The sequence below is a fragment of the Citrobacter sp. Cb031 genome, from assembly GCF_030336725.1.
GTDB lineage: Bacteria > Pseudomonadota > Gammaproteobacteria > Enterobacterales > Enterobacteriaceae > Citrobacter > Citrobacter braakii.
In genome coordinates, this window is the sequence record NZ_JAOWDA010000022.1 from 201,906 (window position 1) to 218,893 (window position 16,988).

14 protein-coding genes, 1 tRNA gene and 1 other RNA gene are annotated in these 16,988 nt (G+C 52.7%); 3 read left to right on the forward strand and 13 right to left on the reverse strand.

The window, feature by feature from the left end; genetic code table 11:
* Window positions 1-85 precede the first annotated feature (85 nt).
* Entirely contained in the window at window positions 86-1,384 is a 1,299-nt protein-coding gene (locus OGV93_RS08365) for an SLC5/6 family protein (RefSeq protein WP_103928737.1), read from the forward strand.
* Between the two features lie 33 nt (window positions 1,385-1,417).
* Here the strand turns inward: OGV93_RS08365 and OGV93_RS08370 are convergent, their stop codons facing one another.
* The 12 genes from OGV93_RS08370 to OGV93_RS08425 form a co-directional block, all read right to left on the reverse strand.
* Window positions 1,418-2,620, reverse strand: a complete 1,203-nt coding sequence (locus OGV93_RS08370) for a sigma-54 interaction domain-containing protein (protein ID WP_016154900.1) — start codon at window positions 2,618-2,620, stop codon at window positions 1,418-1,420.
* A 176-nt stretch (window positions 2,621-2,796) separates the two neighbouring features.
* Entirely contained in the window at window positions 2,797-3,801 is a 1,005-nt protein-coding gene (gene dppF, locus OGV93_RS08375) for a dipeptide ABC transporter ATP-binding subunit DppF (RefSeq protein WP_003827418.1), read from the reverse strand.
* Window positions 3,798-4,781 carry a dipeptide ABC transporter ATP-binding protein gene (gene dppD / locus OGV93_RS08380; RefSeq protein WP_016154901.1) on the reverse strand — a complete coding sequence of 328 codons (984 nt, stop codon included), beginning with the start codon at window positions 4,779-4,781 and terminating at the stop codon, window positions 3,798-3,800. The genes dppF and dppD overlap by 4 nt, the downstream gene beginning before the upstream one ends.
* 10 nt (window positions 4,782-4,791) lie before the next feature.
* The gene (gene dppC / locus OGV93_RS08385) at window positions 4,792-5,694 is read right to left on the reverse strand and encodes a dipeptide ABC transporter permease DppC (protein ID WP_016154902.1); all 903 of its coding nucleotides are present in this window, start codon (window positions 5,692-5,694) and stop codon (window positions 4,792-4,794) included.
* A gap of 9 nt (window positions 5,695-5,703) precedes the next feature.
* A complete protein-coding gene (gene dppB, locus OGV93_RS08390) occupies window positions 5,704-6,723 on the reverse strand; it encodes a dipeptide ABC transporter permease DppB (RefSeq protein ID WP_016157714.1) in 1,020 nt (339 codons plus the stop codon).
* A gap of 161 nt (window positions 6,724-6,884) precedes the next feature.
* Window positions 6,885-8,492 carry a dipeptide ABC transporter periplasmic-binding protein DppA gene (gene dppA, locus OGV93_RS08395; protein ID WP_016154904.1) on the reverse strand — a complete coding sequence of 536 codons (1,608 nt, stop codon included), beginning with the start codon at window positions 8,490-8,492 and terminating at the stop codon, window positions 6,885-6,887.
* Window positions 8,407-8,643, reverse strand: a complete 237-nt coding sequence (locus OGV93_RS08400) for a hypothetical protein (protein ID WP_137398959.1) — start codon at window positions 8,641-8,643, stop codon at window positions 8,407-8,409. The genes dppA and OGV93_RS08400 overlap by 86 nt, the downstream gene beginning before the upstream one ends.
* A gap of 419 nt (window positions 8,644-9,062) precedes the next feature.
* A non-coding RNA gene (locus tag OGV93_RS08405) (RtT sRNA) lies at window positions 9,063-9,196 on the reverse strand.
* Between the two features lie 33 nt (window positions 9,197-9,229).
* Window positions 9,230-9,306: transfer RNA gene (locus OGV93_RS08410), tRNA-Pro, on the reverse strand.
* Window positions 9,307-9,397: 91 nt separating this feature from the next.
* Window positions 9,398-11,092, reverse strand: a complete 1,695-nt coding sequence (gene eptB / locus OGV93_RS08415) for a kdo(2)-lipid A phosphoethanolamine 7''-transferase (protein WP_016157716.1) — start codon at window positions 11,090-11,092, stop codon at window positions 9,398-9,400.
* A 210-nt stretch (window positions 11,093-11,302) separates the two neighbouring features.
* Window positions 11,303-12,505 carry an L-lactate MFS transporter gene (locus OGV93_RS08420; protein ID WP_016154906.1) on the reverse strand — a complete coding sequence of 401 codons (1,203 nt, stop codon included), beginning with the start codon at window positions 12,503-12,505 and terminating at the stop codon, window positions 11,303-11,305.
* 251 nt (window positions 12,506-12,756) lie between these two features.
* Window positions 12,757-13,458, reverse strand: a complete 702-nt coding sequence (locus OGV93_RS08425) for an autotransporter outer membrane beta-barrel domain-containing protein (RefSeq protein ID WP_016154907.1) — start codon at window positions 13,456-13,458, stop codon at window positions 12,757-12,759.
* Window positions 13,459-13,617: 159 nt separating this feature from the next.
* Here OGV93_RS08425 and tag point away from each other — a divergent pair, with 159 nt between their 5' ends.
* Together tag and OGV93_RS08435 are read left to right on the forward strand one after the other, a co-directional pair.
* Entirely contained in the window at window positions 13,618-14,187 is a 570-nt protein-coding gene (gene tag / locus OGV93_RS08430) for a DNA-3-methyladenine glycosylase I (RefSeq protein ID WP_287109506.1), read from the forward strand.
* Entirely contained in the window at window positions 14,177-14,617 is a 441-nt protein-coding gene (locus OGV93_RS08435) for an N-acetyltransferase (RefSeq protein ID WP_065554383.1), read from the forward strand. Before tag ends, OGV93_RS08435 begins: the two co-directional genes overlap by 11 nt.
* On the opposite strand, the gene OGV93_RS08440 is transcribed toward OGV93_RS08435, so the two are convergent.
* On the reverse strand, window positions 14,586-16,919 hold the full coding sequence (locus tag OGV93_RS08440) for a molybdopterin guanine dinucleotide-containing S/N-oxide reductase (RefSeq protein ID WP_287109507.1): 2,334 nt from the start codon (window positions 16,917-16,919) through the stop codon (window positions 14,586-14,588). The two genes, OGV93_RS08435 and OGV93_RS08440, sit on opposite strands and share 32 nt — an antisense overlap.
* Window positions 16,920-16,988 lie beyond the last annotated feature (69 nt).

Sequence of the window (16,988 nt, forward strand, 5' to 3'; positions counted from 1 at the left end):
AGGTTGTTGAGAATCAAGGCACAACAGTCTGGTAATACGCGCAATCCTGTTTCGGGGAGAGCGCGTATTTTGGGCAGGGGGTTCTATGCAGGACGACACATTACAACTAAGCAACAATACAGCAACCACCGTACCATTCTCAAAGAAAATACCGTTTACGAAATACGACTTTGGCTGGGTATTACTGTGTATCGGTATGGCAATTGGTGCTGGAACGGTACTGATGCCGGTACAAATAGGCTTAACAGGCATTTGGGTATTTATCGTCGCCTTTATTATTGCCTATCCAGCAACCTATATTGTGCAGGATATTTATTTAAAAACATTATCAGAAAGTGAAACTTGTAATGACTATACCGATATTATCAGTCATTACCTGGGAAAAAACTGGGGTGTATTTCTTGGCGTCATCTATTTTTTGATGATTATTCACGGCATATTTATCTATTCCTTATCCGTGGTTTTTGACAGTGCCTCATATATCAAAACCTTCGGTTTAACCGATGCCGATCTTTCACAATCGATAATCTATAAAGTGGCCATTTTTGCCGTGCTGGTGGCCATTGCTTCCGGAGGAGAAAAGCTGCTGTTTAAAATCTCCGGCCCGATGGTGGTAGTCAAAGTGGGGATCATCATCGTGTTTGGTTTTGCGATGGTTCCGCACTGGAACTTCGCTAATATCAGCGCATTCCCTGAAGCATCGGTCTTTTTTCGCGACGTGCTGCTGACCATCCCGTTCTGCTTCTTCTCGGCGGTGTTTATTCAGGTGTTGAACCCAATGAACATCGCCTACCGCAAGCGGGTAGCGGACCGGGTTCTGGCCACCCGCATGGCAATACGCACACATCGCATCAGTTACATTACGCTGATTGCGGTCATTCTGTTTTTCTCATTCTCTTTTACCTTTTCTATTAGTCATGAAGAGGCCGTTTCGGCCTTCGAACAAAATATTTCCGCACTGGCGCTGGCAGCGCAAGTCATTCCTGGGCAAATTATTCATATCACCTCAACGGTGCTAAATATCTTCGCCGTATTAACCGCATTCTTTGGTATTTATCTGGGGTTCCACGAGGCGATTAAGGGTATTATTCTTAATGTTCTGAGCCGCGTTATTGATGTGGAGAAAATTAATCCCCTGGTGCTTATGCTGGGTATTTGCACCTTTATTGTTATCACCCTGGTGATCTGGGTGTCATTTCGTGTATCGGTACTGGTGTTCTTCCAGTTGGGTAGCCCACTTTACGGGATTGTGTCCTGTATTATTCCGTTTTTCCTGATCTATAAAGTAACGAAACTGGAAAAACTACGCGGGCTGAAAACCTGGCTAATCCTGTTGTACGGAATCCTGCTGTGCCTGTCGCCATTATTGAAGCTGATTGACTAATCCGTTTACAGCGCCGTCAGTCACTGACGGCGCTTAACTCACACTCTCCAGTTGATAGCTGCGAATTTTATTCAGTACCGTGGTATGTGACACCCCCAGCGCTTTAGCGATATGCCGCGACGACACATTCTCTTCCACCATCTGTTCAATAAGCTGGCGTTCAGCACACAAAACCTGTTCTTTAAAAGGACGCTCTGTCGGCGTCAGCTCAACGGCAGGCAAATTCACCATCCCTAATTCTTCCCGCGTAATGACGTCGGACTCCGCCATCAGCATCAGGCGAATGATGGTATTTTCCAGTTCGCGAACGTTTCCCGGCCAGGTGTGATGATGCAGGGCATCAAAGCAGGCTTTATCCAGAATGATCCGTCGCTGAAATTCCTTCGCGTATTTCTGCACAAAGTGGCGAATCAATAGGCTGATATCCTGCGGGCGCTCCCGCAGGGGCGGAATGGTCAGTGAAAGTACATTGATGCGGTAATAGAGATCGGCGCGCAGCAGACGTTGTTCCACCATCTCTTCCAGATTGGCGTTGGTTGCCACAATAATGCGCACATTGACCGGAATAATTTGCGCCCCGCCAACGCGACGGATCCCGCCATCCTGAAGTACGCGCAGTAATTTAGCCTGTAAGCTCAGCGACATTTCACCAAATTCATCGAGAAAAAGGGTGCCTTTATCGGCCATTTCAAACAGCCCTTTTTTGCCTTTACAATCTGCACCGCTAAAAGCCCCTTTCTCATAGCCAAAGAATTCACTCTCCATCAACGACTCAGGTAGCGCAGAGCAGTTGACCGGAATAAACGGATAAAAACGTCGCTGCCCGGAATTATGGATAGCCCGGGCCAGCAGTTCTTTGCCAGTACCCGTATCGCCGCGGATCAAAACGGTATATTTGCTGTCGGCAATTTTTATCGCCTTTTCGATAAGCGAGTGCATGCTCTGGCTGCTACAAATAATGTCAGAGAAATAGCGCGGGCGTTCCGGCTCAGGCGTTGACAGTTCGCTTATCTCTTCACACAGGTAAGCGACGTTAATAATATCGGCGCGCCGGCCTAAACAGGATTGCACGCAGGAAATATCCTGTAACTGGCGGCACCAGGATTTAATCAGGATCCGTCCAGGCGTGACTTTCATAGAGATGATATTGATATCGCAGCAGGAAAATTCCTTCAGGACATCCTCAACCATCGACAGACGATCAATTGTTTTAATATCCCAGCGTATCGTGACCACATTTGCTCCTGACAGTTAGCAACTGCGAAATAGATATTTCTGTGACGAGAGGAAATCTGACTACATTTTAGACGCTGTGGAATAATGTTCTGCCAGAGGACTCACATTGTGGACGTAAAAACAAAATATAAAAAAACCGGAGCACAAGGCTCCGGTTATCAGGTCATAACCCACGTTTATTGCTGTGGATTTTCATCCTGGTCAACAGCGAAACAGGCCACGAGTTGTCCACCGTAATCCTTCAACTGCGGCTGAAGCTGGGTACACGGACCAAAACGCCGACGGCAGCGGGCATTGAACGCACAGCCCGGCGGTGGATTCAGCGGGCTTGGCAGCTCACCGGTCAGCTTGATACGCTCGCGGCGATCGTCCGGGTTCAGGCGCGGCGTCGCAGAGAGCAGCGCCTGCGTATACGGATGACGCGGATTATTGAAGATCTGATCCTTCGTTCCTTTTTCCACGCAACGGCCTAAATACATCACCATCACCTCATCGGCAATGTGCTCTACCACCGACAGGTCGTGCGAGATAAAGACGTATGACAGCCCCAGTTCCTGCTGCAAGTCCATCATCAGGTTCAGCACCTGCGCACGAACAGAAACGTCCAGCGCCGAGACCGGTTCGTCGGCAATCACCACGTCTGGATCAAGCATCAGCCCGCGAGCGATGGCAATACGCTGACGCTGACCGCCGGAGAACATGTGCGGATAGCGGTCGTAGTGCTCGGTTTTCAGCCCCACTTTCGCCATCATCGCCAGCGCTTTTTCACGACGCTCCTCTTTACTTAGCGTGGAGTTGATCAGCAGCGGCTCTTCCAGAATCTGCCCTACTTTCTTGCGCGGGTTCAGGGAACCGTAAGGGTTCTGGAACACAATCTGGATTTTCTGCCGGCGCAGCTTCTGCGCCTGCGGGTCGTGCTTAAGCAGATCCTGCCCCTGATAATACAGCTCGCCGCCGGTCGGGACTTCAATCATCGTCAGCAGGCGACCAAGGGTGGATTTCCCACAGCCCGACTCGCCTACCACCGCCAGGGTTTTGCCGCGTTCCAGCGTAAAGGAGACGCCGTCCAGCGCTTTCACCAGGCGTTCCGGGGCGAACATCCCCTTCTTCACCGGGTAGTGTTTTTTCAGGTCAATTGCCTGCAACAGCGGCTGTGGCAAAGCGGCCTTTTGCGTACTCATAGCCCAGGCCTCCCGGCATCATCAAGTGGGTAGTGGCATTTCGACTGACGACCGCCTTCCAGCAGGTTCAGTTCAGGTTCTTCAGCGCGGCATTTGTCAGTCGCATAGGGGCAGCGCGGGTTCAGTAAACAGCCGGTCGGGCGGTCATATTTACCTGGCACCACGCCCGGTAACGAAGCCAGACGCGCTTTATCCTGAGCGAACTCCGGCAACGCGCGCAGCAACGCCTGGGTATACGGATGACGCGGCGCGCGAAAAATATCCTGCGCGGCCCCGGCTTCCACTACCTGCCCGGCGTACATCACAATGATCTTGTGCGCCGCTTCGGCCACCAGCGCCAGGTCGTGCGTGATTAGGACCAGCGCCATGTTCTCTTTTTGCTGCAATTCCAGCAGTAGCTCGATGATCTGCGCCTGAATGGTCACATCCAGCGCCGTTGTCGGTTCATCGGCAATCAGCAGCTTTGGACGACAGGCAATCGCCATCGCGATCATCACGCGCTGGCTCATCCCACCAGACAACTGGTGCGGATAGACATCCAGACGCGAGGCCGGATCGGGGATCCCCACCAGCGTCAGCAGGTCAATCGCCCGCTGAATACGCGTTTTTTTGTTGCCGCCCTGGTGCACCTTAATGGCTTCCATAATCTGGTAGCCGACGGTGTAGCACGGGTTAAGGCTGGTCATCGGGTCCTGGAAGATCATCGCCACTTCCGCGCCCACTAACTGGCGACGCTCTTTCTCAGAGATGCGCTTCAGGTCACGACCATTAAACTCCAGATTTTCGGCCATAACGCGGCCTGGGTAGTCAATCAGTCCCATAATCGCCAGCGAGCTGACGGACTTACCAGAGCCGGACTCCCCTACAATGCCAACCACTTCACCCTGGTTCACGCTGTAACTAATGCGGTCTACGGCACGGAATTCGGACCCCACATCGCCGAAGTGCACCGATAATTTATCTACATTTAATAACGCCATCTCGAACCTCTTACTGCTTCAGTTTGGGATCGAGCGCGTCACGCAGACCGTCACCCATCAGGTTAAATGCCAGCACCGTCAGCAGGATTGCCAGCCCCGGGAAGGTCACGACCCACCAGGCGCTTTGGGCAAATTGCAACACGTCAGAGAGCATGGTGCCCCATTCCGGCGTAGGCGGCTGTGCGCCCATCCCCAGGAAGCCGAGGGCAGCCATATCGAGAATGGCGTTAGAGAAGCCAAGCGACGCCTGAACAATCAGCGGCGCAAGACAGTTAGGAAGAATATTGACGAACATCTGGCGCATCGCACCGGCTCCGGCCACGCGGGATGCGGTAACGTAGTCGCGGTTAACCTCCACCAGGACGGCGGCGCGCGTCAGACGCACATAGTGCGGCAATGCCACGAACGTCAGCGCCAGCGCGGCGTTGCCAATCGAGGGCCCAAATACCGCCACCAGCACCAGCGCCAGTAACAGGCTCGGCAGTGCCAGCATGATATCGACCACACGCATGATGACGTTATCGACAATCCCGCCAAAGTAACCGGCAATCAGCCCGAGAATCACGCCCATCAGCAGGGAGAGCACCACCACCAGACAGCCGACCAACAGAGACAGACGCGCACCGTACATCAGGCGGGACAGCACATCGCGGCCCACATCATCAGTACCAAACAGATGCGCCATGGTACCGCCTTCCTGCCACGCAGGAGGAGCCAGCAGCGTATCGCGGAACTGCTCTGCCGGGTTGTACGGCGCGAGGACGTTGGCAAAGACCGCAATCAGGATCATCACGACAACGTACACCAGCCCAACAACCGCACCTTTGTTGCGTTTAAAATAGTGCCAGAACTCCTGCAGCGGGGTCATGGGCACCGGTGCAGCAATAACTTTATTTTCAGTAACCTGTGACATGATGGCCCCTTACTTCCTATGCCGAATACGCGGGTTCACCACGCCGTACAGCAGGTCTACCAGCAGGTTGACGAGGATAATCATCGTCGCGACCAGCAGTACCCCGCCCTGTACCACTGGATAATCACGGCGTTGTAGCGCATCGATCAACCAGCGTCCCAGTCCCGGCCACGAGAAAATAGTCTCGGTCAGGATCGCCCCAGCCAATAACGTACCGACCTGCAGGCCGATAACGGTCACAACGGGAAGCATCGCGTTACGCAGAGCGTGAATGATGATGACGCGCATACGGGTCAGGCCTTTGGCGCGTGCGGTACGAATGTAATCTTCACCCAGTACTTCCAGCATTGATGAACGAGTCATACGCACAATTACCGCCAGAGGAATGGTGCCAAGCACCATTGCCGGCAGTATCATATGCACCAGCGCATCGATAAAGTTGCCCTCTTCACCCCAAATGGCGGTGTCAATCAGCATGAAACCGGTCAGGGGATTGGAATCATCAAGGAACACCATGTCGCTCACCCGACCGGAAACCGGCGTCAGGTTCCACTGCACGGAAACCAGCATGATCAGCATCATGCCCCACCAGAAAATCGGCATGGAGTAACCGGTCAGCGCCAGGCCAACGGCAGTGTGATCGAAAATTGAGCCGCGCTTAACGGCAGCAAGTACCCCCACCGGAATACCCACCGCAACGGCGAAAATCATCGCGCAGACGCCAAGTTCCAGCGTTGCTTTAAAGCGAGGAACGAACTCTTCCCACACCGGTAATCGGCTTTTCAGCGAGATACCTAAATCACCATGCATAACCCCCCAGATATAATGGAGGTACTGCTGCCACATCGGTTTATCCAGCCCGAGTTCAGCCAACAGTTGAGCATGACGCTCAGGGGAAATTCCACGCTCACCCGCCATGATCATTACCGGATCGCCGGGGATCATATGAACGAAAGCAAAGGTGAGAAGAGTGATACCGATAAACGTGGGGATGACGAGTCCCAAACGTCGGAGAATGAACTGCAACATAACCCGGATTCTCTCTAATGACGCACGGCCTGGAACCGTGAATCTGTATTGCTCACAAATCTTATCTCCCCCTCCAGCGAGAGGGAGATAAAGCATTACTGTCAGGTGGCGCTACGGTGACCCGACTTAACGGTCCGTAGCGCTGCCTGGCTTGCTTTTAATTATTCGACAGAGACGTTTTCGAAGTGATGTTTGCCTAATGGATCAACCACATAGCCTTTCACTTCTTTACGCACTGGTTCATACACGGTGGAGTGAGCAACAATCAGAGCCGGGGCCTGATCGTGCATAACAACCTGAGCTTGCTTGTACAGTTCAATACGTTTGTTGTGATCGTCGGTCGCACGCGCCGGCTGGATCAGATCTTCAAACGGCTTGTAGCACCAGCGAGAGTAGTTGGAACCGTCTTTCGCTGCCGCACAGCTGAACAGGGTGGCGAAGAAGTTGTCCGGATCCCCGTTGTCACCGGTCCAACCCATCATCACCGCCTGATGCTCACCCGCTTTGGCGCGTTTCAGATATTCGCCCCACTCGTAGGTCACAATCTTGGCCTGAACGCCGATTTTCGCCCAGTCAGCCTGAACCATTTCCGCCATACGGCGGGCGTTCGGGTTGTAAGGACGCTGTACCGGCATGGCCCACAGCTCAACGGTGAAGCCTTTATCCTGACCCGCTTCCTTCAGCAGCGCTTTAGCCTTTTCAGGATCGTAGGTGTAGTCTTTAACGTCGTCGTTATAGCCCCACATGGTCGGTGGGATCAGGTTTTTCGCGGCAACGCCAGCGCCCTGATATACCGCTTTAATGATGGCTTCTTTGTTCACCGCGTAGGTCAGCGCCTGACGGACTTTCACGTCATCAAACGGTTTCTTCTCGGTGTTGAAAGAGAGGTAGCCAACGTTCAGACCGGCCTGCTCCATCAGGTTAATGTTTTTATCCTGCTTCATGCGCGCGATATCTGCCGGGTTCGGGTACGGCATCACCTGGCACTCGTTCTTCTGCAGTTTGGCGTAACGCACGGAAGCGTCAGGCGTAATGGAGAAGACCAGACGGTCAATCTGTGGCTTGGTGCCCCAGTAACCTTCGAATGCTTTATACAGAATACGGGAGTCTTTCTGGTACTGCTGCAGCTGGAACGGACCGGTCCCAATTGGGTTCAGATCCACTTTCTCCGGGGAGCCGGCTTTCAGCATGTTGTCTGCATATTCTTTGGAAAGAATAGAAGCGAAGTCCATCGCCAGGTCAGCCAGGAAAGGCGCTTCCGGGCGAGTCAGCACGAACTGAACGGTTTTATCGTCCACTTTTTTCACTTCGGAGATCAGATCTGGCAGACCCATCCCTTCGAAGTATTCATAGCTACCGCCAGAGACTTTGTGGTACGGGTTCTGGGCATTTTTCTGACGATCGAAAGAGAACACCACGTCATCGGCGTTTAAATCGCGCGTCGGTTTGAAATCTTTGTTGTCCTGCCACTTCACGCCCTGGCGCAGGTGGAAGGTATAGGTTTTACCGTCTTCGCTGATTTCCCACTTCTCAGCAAGGCCCGGGATCACTTCAGTTGTACCGGTTTTGAACTCGACCAGGCGGTTATAGATCGGTACGGAGCTGGCATCATAGGTCGTGCCAGAGGTGAAAAGCTGTGGGTTAAAGCCTTCAGGAGATCCTTCTGAACAATAAACCAGAGTTTTAGCCTGTACGCTTGCGGCGCAGGTCATAGCCACCAGGCTCAGACCAAGCTTCAGCATCCCTGACTTCTTCAAGGAAATACTCATTCTTCTGCTCCAAATGTGATGTTTGTTGTTTTACCCTTTGCAGTGGGTTTGCACCGCCTGGCCTTTTTTGTTTTTTACCCGGCCGGGTCGGCGTTAAGAGGATAGGGATTCCGTTCACATAAGCGACTGAGTTGCAGTGCGGATTCTCCATGAAATGCCCCTCATGCCCTACAATCTGTCAACAGAATGTGAAAACGTCAATACAGGTAACCGTGATTTACACCAACGGTGAGAATTCGCAAACAAAGATTAAAAAAAGTGCAGAAGGACATTTTCAGCAGGGAAATTTGTGCTACGCGCACTATGCCAGAATAAACATCTTCATATTTCGCAACATTTGGTGATTAACATTTATGCAAATTATTAAAACTTTCTAAATTAATGCTGCATATCTGAGCGATTAATGCCATGAACGCTAAAGCGCACAGCGGAAAATGCCAGGTTCAGCCATAAGTAGCGCAAAAAAAGTTTCAAGCAAATATAAAAAAAGGCAATGGAATATGTCACAGAATCGTTAACAGTCAGTGGGAAGTGGTGCACAATTTTTGCAGATAAAAGGAAGGTCCATTTTGGTCGGTGAGAGAGGATTACTCGCCACTGACGTGGCTCGCCCTACGGGCCGTTGCTAACGCAACGTTCTCTCGCTGCGCTCGAGTCGAACCTCTTACCCCCGGAGGTTCTCATCCTCGTGGGTTTCAAATGCAAAAAACCCTGCTCGTTGAGCAGGGTTTTGAATTTGGTCGGTGATAGAGGATTCGAACCTCCGACCCCTTCGTCCCGAACGAAGTGCGCTACCAGGCTGCGCCAATCACCGAATGCGGGGCGCATCTTACTGCTCAGCCGCGCCCCCGTCAATCCCTTAGTATCAAAATGCCATTTGATCGGCGAGAAAGTCAGCAGCCCAATTACTGAGCCGTAACCTTCTTCGCGTCCGGGATACGGCACCAGTTGTTATTCTCGTTAATACCGCCATTTGGCGAGGTATAACCGAGGCAACCCAAAATAGTGTCGTACAGTTCCACATGACGACGCGGCACCTTCATATCCGCTTCTTGCTTCAGGTGTGCAAACGCCTTCGCATGGTCTGGGTCTTCCAGATATTTGTCTGACATCCACACCAGCATTGGAACGCGGAACTGCTCTGGCGGAGCCATTTTACGCGGCGTACCGTGCAGGTGCTCACGCTCGTTAATCGACTCACCGTGATCGGCGGCGTAGAACACTATCGCTTTCTTATCCCGCAGTTGATCAAACACTTTGGTAATAAAGTGATCAACATAGGTTACCGAGTTATCAAAAGAGTTAATCATCTCGGCTTTCGAGCAACCGCTATCCACATTGACACACTCCGGCTTCCACTGCGCATATTCGCGGGTGTAGCGCTGCGTGTAGTTAAAATGCGAACCTTTGGTATGCAGAATAATCAGACGTTTGCCATCATCATCAGTCGGTTGCAGAGACTGCTGCATTTCGGTAATCAACAGCATATCGTCAACGTTCTTGCCACGGTTACGCGGCTCTGCGCCAATCTGCTCTCGGTAAGCGATGTTCTCCGCCATGGTATTGCTGTAGAACCACATCTCGCTTTGCATCGCGTAGAGGTCTGTCTTGAACCCTAACTGACCGAGCACGGAAAAGACGTTTTGTTCTTTCAGGGTACGCTGCGGGTTTTCTTCCGCCCCACCTTCACGCACAAACATACAGCGCAGCGAAAGCTTGGTCGCCGTGTCACAGGAATATCCACGGAACGCGGCCAGGTTTTTCTCCTGGGCGAGCCTTGGCGTGGTATTTCGCTCATAGCCAAAAATCCCCATATGGTCCCAGCGGGTGGTTTCGCCGATAATAAAGACCACATAGGTGTCGTCGAGATTCTTAGGCTCAACATAGGTAAATTTCTTCGCCGGGTTCATCAGCGATTTGTTGTCTGAGGATTCATCCACCTGTGCCCAGGCGTACAAACCCAGCGCAGAGAGCCAGTTTGACGGCAAGTAAGAGTTCGCCACAACCCCGCCATAGCTGGGTAAATCGATACCTGTTTCTCGCTCTACGCTTCTCTGTTGCATGCTCAGCAGGCGAATCGGCGCCCATACCATCAGGCCGGCCAGTAAAACTACCGCTACGCTACGCCACCTCATGCCCGGCGTACGAATTTGTCTCATCAACGTGTAGCGGCAGCGGTTACTCCAAATCAGCACCAAGGGAATAATACTGACCGAAACCAGCCACACGATGAAATGCCAGCCGACGACTTCTTTCGATAAATCAATATCCGTGGTCATTACGGAGGCGATAATACCGTAACCAATTACCACGTTCAGGAAGGTCATATAATAACTGGCGCCGGCAGAACACAGCACCAAACAGGTTGCCAGGACACGCCAGGCGCGGCGGCCAAACAAAGAGAGAAGGCGTAGTAAAAAGAAGGTCACCAGCACAGTGCCGGCCAATTCAACAACCGCGGAAAGTCCTTTCCAGACGGTAAAATCGTGCGCATATCCGCTAAAACGACGGAAAAATACAGCACAGTTCATAAACAAACCGATATAGATTGCCAGCAAGAAACTGAGTTTCTGCTGCGTCATCGACTTAATGTATCTCATGCAAACAAACCCTGGAAATCGGGATAAAAAACCCTGAGCAGCGATCAATCAGACCTGACAGAGGAAAAATGCGACAACAGCAGAGGTGAAATGTCTACGGGCGCGGGTAAGTAGACCACAGGAGGGAGCAAAAGTGCTTATAGAGAATGAAAATGGCGCATAAATTTTTGTAAATATATGCGCCAGGTATTAATCATACTACTAATAGATTTAGGCGTGCGCCTCGGTATAGACGCTACGTTGTGGCTGACGAATAGTGGTAGAAAGCGCCAGCGAAATGATTAACAGCGCAAAGATGACGCAGAAGGTCACATAGAACCCGCCAAACAGCGAGGCGATAATGGAACCGCAAATACTACCGATACCGAAGCCCAGGTAAATAACACCGTAGTTTTTAGCCAGGTTATTCAGACCGAAGAACTCGCTGACCAGTGACGGGAATACGGTGATGGTGCCGCCAAAGTTAAATGCGACACAGGCAATGGCCATAAAGAAGGTTACGTCATTCAGCGGCGCGAACAACAGTGCAGCCATACCGACCAGCGAAACGACCTGACCAATGGTGATCACGCGAATACGGGAGATTTTATCGGACAGAATCCCCAGCACCAGACGACCCGACAGGTTCGCGATAGAAATGACGGTAACTGCATTCGCCGCCGTCGCCACATCCATATGCGCCAGGCTTTGTGCGATATCTTTCGCCACGCCAATGACGTACAGACCGCTCATACACGCTGTCAGGAACATGACTGCCAGCATCCAGTACTGCGGTTTGCGCATGGATTGCGCCAGGGTGTAGTCGTTCTCAACCACGCCATTCTTCGCTTTCACTTCCTGATTCGGCGCATCTTTCATCAGCGTGGAGCCAAAGACGATCATCACCAGTACGATCGCGCCCCAAATCATGAAGGTTTTTTCCAGGCCCACGGTGCTCAGCAGTTGGCTGTCGATAAATTTAAAACCGAGGCTGCCAAGGCCATAAGAACCGATGGCAAAGGCGGAAATCAGCCCTTTACGCTCAGGGAACCATTTTACGCAGTTGGAAAGCGTTAACAGGTAACCTGCACCATCCGCCAGACCAACCAGCACACCGGCGCTCAGCCACAGCATAATCAGGCTGTTGGAATGGGCGGTTAAGAAGAAACCGACGCCGAGTAAAATACCGGAGGCCATGGTGACGCGTTTCACGCCAAAACGTTCCTGCAGCTTGCCGGCAACGGAAGAGGAAATCGCCAGCCCGAGGCTCAGCAGGCCAAAGGAAAATGCCACCTGACTTACCGGCGCATCGAGCTTAGAAGAGAGCGCGCCATTAAACAGGCTCCAGGTATAAACAGAACCTAAAGCAAATTGGGTAATAATCGTGCCGATCAGTGTTAGCCAGCGAGTGCGCTGATAATCAGAAGTTTTCATGGCAGTCTTCCTGCATAAGCAAAATGGGAAATTCTCTGCCAACAACCATACCGAAGCGCTTTTATGGCCAGGAGAAAACGGCATGAAATGCCACCAGGACGGAATGAAATGCCTGGAATGCGGAATGAATGACGAGACAAAAAGTCGGGTTACTGAATTTTATCGTAAGAGTTAGTACACGCTATCGCTGAGGGGCGTGTGATTGTTGATCTCAATATGTAACAGAGATGTTTATATGATGATTGTTTGCGTTAAAATTTGGCACTCACTCCCATGGTGTACATATAGTCGCTGTTATTGGTGCTATTTTCCGCCTGCGAAAGCGCCGCGTAAGCTGCCATGTGCCGGTTCAACAGCATATCTGCGCCAACGGTAACATCCAGCCAGTTACCGTCTTGACCCGCCGCCGTCATGCGACTGAGGCCCGACTGCGCTTTCCAGATATTCTCGCCAAACTGCTGGTTATAGCTGATTTGCGCCCACGGTCGCACATCACCGAACTGAGAATTGACTCGCCAGCCTAACGTGCTGACGCTGGCATGCCACAGCGGATCGTTCTGCGTTACCGACGTCACGCTATCGCCAAATTCGTTGTAAGTAGACGTGGTCGAACCGTCATAATGCAGCGCGGCCACCGGACCAGTCATCACCTGCCTTGAAAGCGGAAAGTTCCAGCCCATACTCATGCCGCTGGTCGCATCCATAGGCGTTTCATCCGCCAGATTCACCACGGGACCCGCCACGTTTTGAGTGGAGCGAATACGTTCTTCCAGAATGTCGTTATAACGTGGTTGGTGATCGCTGTCCCATGTATAACGTTCAGCCGTATGCCCTGACATCGCATCAACGATATATTCTTGTTGCCAGCCATATGCTGTATTGATGAACAGCGCACAAACTACGACGCTCGCCAGAGTTAACCTTTGGCGACCACTACTGTTTCTTATAATCATCAACGCGACTCCAGAAAAGAGCCGAATTCGGCGATATTATTGTCATTGTGTGAAGGATATCGGGCCCATCAGGCCCTGTATTAAATATTGTCTTTTTAGCTGGCGCGTCAAGGCGGGCCGAATGAAATTTTTACGCCAGTAAAAACAGCGAGGAAGAATATGCAGCGTTGCGGATGGGTCAGCCAGGACCCACTTTACATTGCCTACCACGACAAGGAATGGGGCGTCCCCGAAACAGATGGCAACAAGCTGTTCGAAATGATCTGTCTGGAAGGCCAACAGGCCGGTTTATCGTGGATCACTGTGCTTAAGAAACGGGAAAATTATCGCCACGCCTTCCACCATTTTGACCCGGAAAAAGTGGCGGCCATGACCGAAGAGGATGTGGAAAGACTGGTACTGGATGCCGGCATTATTCGCCATAGAGGAAAAATTCAGGCCATTATCGGCAACGCTCGCGCCTTTCTGACCATGGCGCAAAACGGAGAATCGTTTAGCGAGTTCGTCTGGTCGTTTGTTGATAACCAACCGCAACTGACCCGCGCCGCCAACCTGAGCGATATCCCCACCTCTACACCGGCGTCAGATGCTCTGTCTAAAGCGTTAAAAAAACGCGGATTTAAGTTTGTCGGCACCACCATCTGTTACTCCTTTATGCAGGCATGCGGCCTGGTCAACGACCATGTCACCAGCTGTCTCTGTTACCCGGGAGAACAACATGATTCGTGAATCAAAGGCTGACGATCTACCGTCGATTCTGGCGCTGTGGATGGAAAGCACGATCCATGCCCATCCGTTTATCGAAGAACGCTACTGGCGCGAAAGTGAATCCATCGTGCGGGATGTTTATCTGCCAGCCGCACAAACCTGGGTATGGGAAGAAGAAGGGGTGCTCAAAGGCTTTGCCAGCGTCATTGACGACCGCTTTCTCGGCGCGCTGTTCGTCGCGCCTGCCGCCATCAGAAGCGGGATCGGCAAAGCGCTGGTGCAGCATGTACAGCAGCGCTTTTCGTTACTCAGCCTCGAGGTCTACCAGAAGAATCAATCAGCGGTGAACTTCTACCATGCGCTGGGTTTTCGCATTGAAGATGGCGCATGGCAGGAAGATACTCACCATCCCACGTGGATTATGGGCTGGCAGGCGGATCAAACGCCGTAAGCGTCAACGTTGGTCCGCTGTATTTTTCGAGCCACGCCAGCGCAGTGTTGCCCGCACAGCCATTCCCCAGCTTCGAGCTGGGGAGATCTTTGGTCAGCACGTTGACGGCGCCATTTTTACAAATACCGTTGGCGGCGAGATCCAAATCAGGCCAGGCACCCTCATGAATACAGATGACACCGGGTTTAATTCCCGTCGTCACGACCGCTCCCGCCAGAACGTGCCCACGCTGGTTCCACACCCTGACCGTGTCGCCATCCGCAATACCGCGCGCTTTGGCATCCTGCGGATGAATCGTGACGGGCTCACGATCCGCTACCGCATACTGTTCGCGCAACGCGCTGTAATTTAGCTGACTGTGCAAACGGTGCGCCGGATGGGCGGAAAGCAGCTGTAACTGGCCCGGCTCGGCGTTACCGAACCACTCATCCGGCTCCAGCCACATCGGATGCCCCGCACAGTCCGCGTAACCGTAACCGGCAATCCTCGCGGAGTAGATTTCAATTTTACCGCTGTCCGTTTTCAGCGGATGCGCCTGTGGGTTGCGGCGAAAATCCGCGAAACGGATAAACTCCGCGCTGGCGGCGTTTTCCGGCATTTCGATCAGCGCATTCCGCTGCCAAAACTCGGTGAATGGCGGCAACGTCACCTGCTGGCTAGCCCCACGCTGCCCGGCAATGTTGTAAAAAGTCTCCAGCCATTCCAGCTCGCTTTTGCCTTCGGTAAATCGCTCATATCCGCCCTTCTCCCAGCGTTCACTCAGCTCGGCAAAGACATCAAAATCATTTCGCGCTTCAGCCTGCGGCGATACAACCTGCTTCATCGGCACCAGATGCTGGTTGCTGTAATCGCCGGTCATGGTCAAATCATTACGCTCAAAAGACGTCGTCGCCGGCAGCACGATATCGGCATGCTTCGCTGCGGCTGTCCAGAAACACTCCGAGATAACCACCAGCTCCGGTTTTTGCCAGGCGCGAATCAGACGGTTGGTGTCCTGATGATGGGTGAAGTTGGCGCCGCCCGCCCACCACAGCATACGGATGTCCGGGAAATGGCGGTCCATACCGTTGTGCTGATAAAAACCACCGGGGTTCTCCAGCGCTTCAACAATTCGCGCCACCGGGATTTTATCTACCGCGTCGGTACCGTTTTTAACGCTGCCCTGCATTGAAGCCAGCACCGCAGCACGGCGCGTTGGGTTGCCGCCGTTGGCAAAATGGTACGACAGCCCAAAGCCGCCGCCAGGCGTCCCGATTTGCCCGAGCATGGCGGCCAGCGTGACAATCATCCAGTGTTTCTGCTCGCCATACTGCTGGCGTTGCATACCCCACCCCGCCATCAGCATGGTGGTGTTTTGGTGAAATATCGCCGCAAGTTCACGTATTTTCGCCGCCGGAACACCACAAATTCCCGCGGCCCATTCTGCCGTTTTTGCAACATCGTCAGATTTGCCCAGCAGATAGTCGGCAAAACGGTCATATCCGGTCGTACACCGAGCGAGAAAGTCCGCGTCGTGCCAGCCGTTTTCCACCAGCGTATGCGCGATACCCAGCATCAGCGCCACGTCGGTTCCCATATGTGGAGCGATCCATTCCATCTTCTCGCCAAAGAAATCGACGCTTTCCGATCGCATCGGATCGATACAGATCAACCGCTTCCCGCTGCCACGCAGTGCCTCAAAGTAAGCGAGGCCCTGCTCGTCGGAGGCGTTCCAGGCAATTTTCAGGGTATTCAGCGGATTGGCGCTCCATAACACCACCACTTCGCTGTTCTCCAGCACCACCGGCCAACTGGTCTGCTGCTGGTAAACTTCGTTACCGCCCACCACGTACGGCATGATGGCCTGCGCAGCACCCGTCGAGTAATCCCCCAGATGCCCGGTATAACCACCCGCCAGCGCCATATAACGCTGTAGCAGGGTTGCGGCTTTGTGTAACACGCCGTTGGAACGCCAGCCGTAGGAACCGGCAAAAATCGAGGCCGGGCCGTAGCTGTCACGGATGCGTTTATGCTGCGTATGGATAAGATTCAGCGCGTCGTCCCAACTGACACGAACAAATTCATCCTGCCCGCGCACCCCCTGCGGATCCTCCGGCGAGGCGAGAAAGCCTTTACGCACCATGGGAAAACGTACCCGCGTTTTACTGTGTACCTGGTCGCGCACCACGGTTTGCAAAGAGTTGGGATGGGCGGTGGGCAGCACGCCGCGAGAGGAGAAAACCGTCTCGCCATCGGTTTCGACGAGAATAGGTCCCCAGTGGGCGGCGGTTAACACCGAGTAATGTGCGGGTGAATTAGCCAAGATGGCGCTCCTGAATGCGATGTGACGGCTTATTTATTATGCCGTTCAATGTTACTTACAAATTTCAGA